This window comes from Mesobacillus boroniphilus JCM 21738, from assembly GCF_000517385.1.
GTDB lineage: Bacteria > Bacillota > Bacilli > Bacillales > Cytobacillaceae > Mesobacillus > Mesobacillus boroniphilus.
Window position 1 is genome coordinate 1 of the sequence record NZ_BAUW01000185.1, and the last position, 2,493, is coordinate 2,493.

Below are 2,493 nucleotides of genomic sequence, written 5' to 3' on the forward strand. Positions count from 1 at the left end.
GTTAGTTAAATAAGGAATTAACAGAATTACCCTCCTGGTTCAGCACTTCACTATTAGTATTAGTAATCCCCGCTCAATACGCTTTTTCTGGAACTATATTTAAAATAATTAAATATACTTTTTCATCTTGGAATTCACCCACATAGACTACTTGATGAATCTCCAGTGCTTCACCTTCATTGAGTGATTGAGTATCATTTATTACTCTTTCAAGATGTCTTTCAAATGAGAAGTCGTCATAATACTTCCGGATCTTCCATTCAACAATAATCTGGTTCTGGAAACGCATCTTATAACTCCTTTCACATTTTTGCCTTTAAATTCTTGTTAAACTATCCTGCTCCTTTAGTTTAATAAGGAATTCAATAAAATAGTGCACTAATCCTTCCTGGAACAAGCACCCATTTTTGTTTAAGGATATTTAACTTTTAATAAAGTAAAAATGGGCTATTATGCATAGCCCTGTTTAAAATACTAATGTGCTTCCTTAAAACCCTTAAGAAAGTCTTTGGTTTCATCTAGTGATATATGTTGGCTTACCACATCATATATATAGTCACCTTTTTGCCCCGTTAAGTGAACCCATTCTCCATCAGTTTCCTTCAAACTTGTTCCTTTCCATTTAATCTCATTTAGTTGAAATGGAGATACAGTAGTATCTCCCACTATTTCAAAGTCCCCTATCTTTCTGACATATGAATCTTTATGATGAACCCTTACAGACAACATCTGGGAAGAATTATGGTCATTGTCTGGGTCAAGAATGTAGTACAAATAGCCAATTTTATATTCTTTAAAGGTTTCGTAGCTAGCAGAGATTAGTTGTAGATCAGAATGATTAAACCCATAGAGAAATGGCATATCGGACTTCATAAGATTATATACATCTTCTATCTCACTAGAACTTTTCGTTCCAGCCACTGGTACTACCTCATTTTCACGAGGATCTATTATTACTTTCTCCTTATCTCTACTGTTGGGTACATATCCCTCTAAGTCTGGGGTAAATAATTTCGTGTCAATAGGTACATTAACTTCTAGTTTTGTAGGATGTAAATAATCAACAATATCGCCATTAGCTTTATACGTCTCATACTTAATTAATATACCTGTGTCCTTATCTACCCAAAAGCGGAATGATTGGAAATCTCTATGATTTTTAATCCCTTTTATCACAAGTGTGTTATGACCTAGTAATTCTTCATTTTGTTTTTCTATTTCCCACTTTGTTAAATCTCGTGTATAGTTGGAGGCAATCTCATATGGAAACAAGGTTTCATTTGCAGTGCTAATTGGAGGCCTTTCTCTATAATTCGTTTGTGGATTTCCATCGGAAGCAGTTGAAAACGCTTGATCTAATGTTAGTGTAGTGCCACTGTTTCGGTTCGCTCTGAATTCCATATAGGTTTTTAATGATTCATTTATTGACCACACTTTACCATCTTTATAAAATTCTCGAGAAGTTATTTCACCTGTATCAAGTGTTCTTTTGCATATCCTCCTGGTTCTTGCTTTAAACTAATAGCATATTCAACTGTCTCATAGCCAGGACTAAAGCTATAGTGCATTTTATATTCTCCTCTAGCAGTTTCAAAATAATCTACTGAGTTTATCATTTTAGTTAAAATCTCTTCTTTAGACATTTCATCATAATTTTCTTCTTGCTTAGGTGGTATATATGCCGATTTCTCATTTGAAGGTTTATTAAGAGAATCCTGTGTATTTTGTTTTGTTTCAGGGTCATTTAATAAGTTCAGCTGTGTTCCAACAAAATAGGTAATACCCAAAAACATTATAGAAACGACGGAAAAGCTAAGGAGATAATTAAACTTATTTTTTAGTAAAGACCTATTCTTGTCATTTTTGGAGTTTTCAATTGAGCTCAACACTTGTTGATATTGCTTAGCATCAAAATAAACATCTTTTAGAATGGTACTATCCATTTTATCTTTTAGATTTTCCAGTTTATTTACCACTAATTGCCCACGCTCCTTCAAATGATTCTTTTAGTTTAATGCGTCCCCGATGTAATCTAGTTTTAACCGTATTAGGATTAATCTTTAGCAAATTCGATATTTCCTCAATTGAAAACTCCTGATAGTAAAATAATATAATGACTTCCCTTAATTTCACTGGCAACTCTATTACTTGTTTAGAAATTAATTCATTTGCCTCGCCGCCAAAAGGTTTCTTCTCTAGAGAATTATAGGTCTGGTTTGGCTTAAAGAAGTTAGTAAGATATAAATTTTTGAAGGACCAACTTTTTAAAACATCTTTACATCTATTTACGGTAATTCTTATTAGCCACGTTTTATAAGATGATTCATTTCGAAAGGTATCCATTTTTTCATAGCATTTAATAAATACATCTTGTGCAACATCCTCGGCCAACTGTTTTTGTTTCAAATAAGTATAGGCAATTCGTATAACATCATTGCCATAGGCGTTCATTAACCATTTAAGCTTTTCTTCACGATTCAAATGATTCAGAGG

The 2,493-nt window shown here is 32.9% G+C and carries 4 protein-coding genes; all 4 read right to left on the reverse strand.

Annotation, left to right across the window (positions count from 1 at the left end):
• Positions 1–73 precede the first annotated feature (73 nt).
• Positions 74–289: a hypothetical protein gene (locus JCM21738_RS21535; protein WP_023613409.1), complete on the reverse strand. Its 216-nt coding sequence runs from the start codon at positions 287–289 to the stop codon at positions 74–76.
• Between the two features lie 185 nt (positions 290–474).
• Entirely contained in the window at positions 475–1,434 is a 960-nt protein-coding gene (locus JCM21738_RS24920; RefSeq protein WP_052019854.1) for a hypothetical protein, read from the reverse strand.
• A 29-nt stretch (positions 1,435–1,463) separates the two neighbouring features.
• The gene (locus tag JCM21738_RS24925; RefSeq protein ID WP_052019856.1) at positions 1,464–1,976 is read right to left on the reverse strand and encodes a hypothetical protein; all 513 of its coding nucleotides are present in this window, start codon (positions 1,974–1,976) and stop codon (positions 1,464–1,466) included.
• On the reverse strand, positions 1,966–2,493 hold a 528-nt coding region (locus tag JCM21738_RS21545; RefSeq protein WP_023613407.1), incomplete at its 5' end, for a sigma-70 family RNA polymerase sigma factor. The genes JCM21738_RS24925 and JCM21738_RS21545, both read right to left, overlap by 11 nt.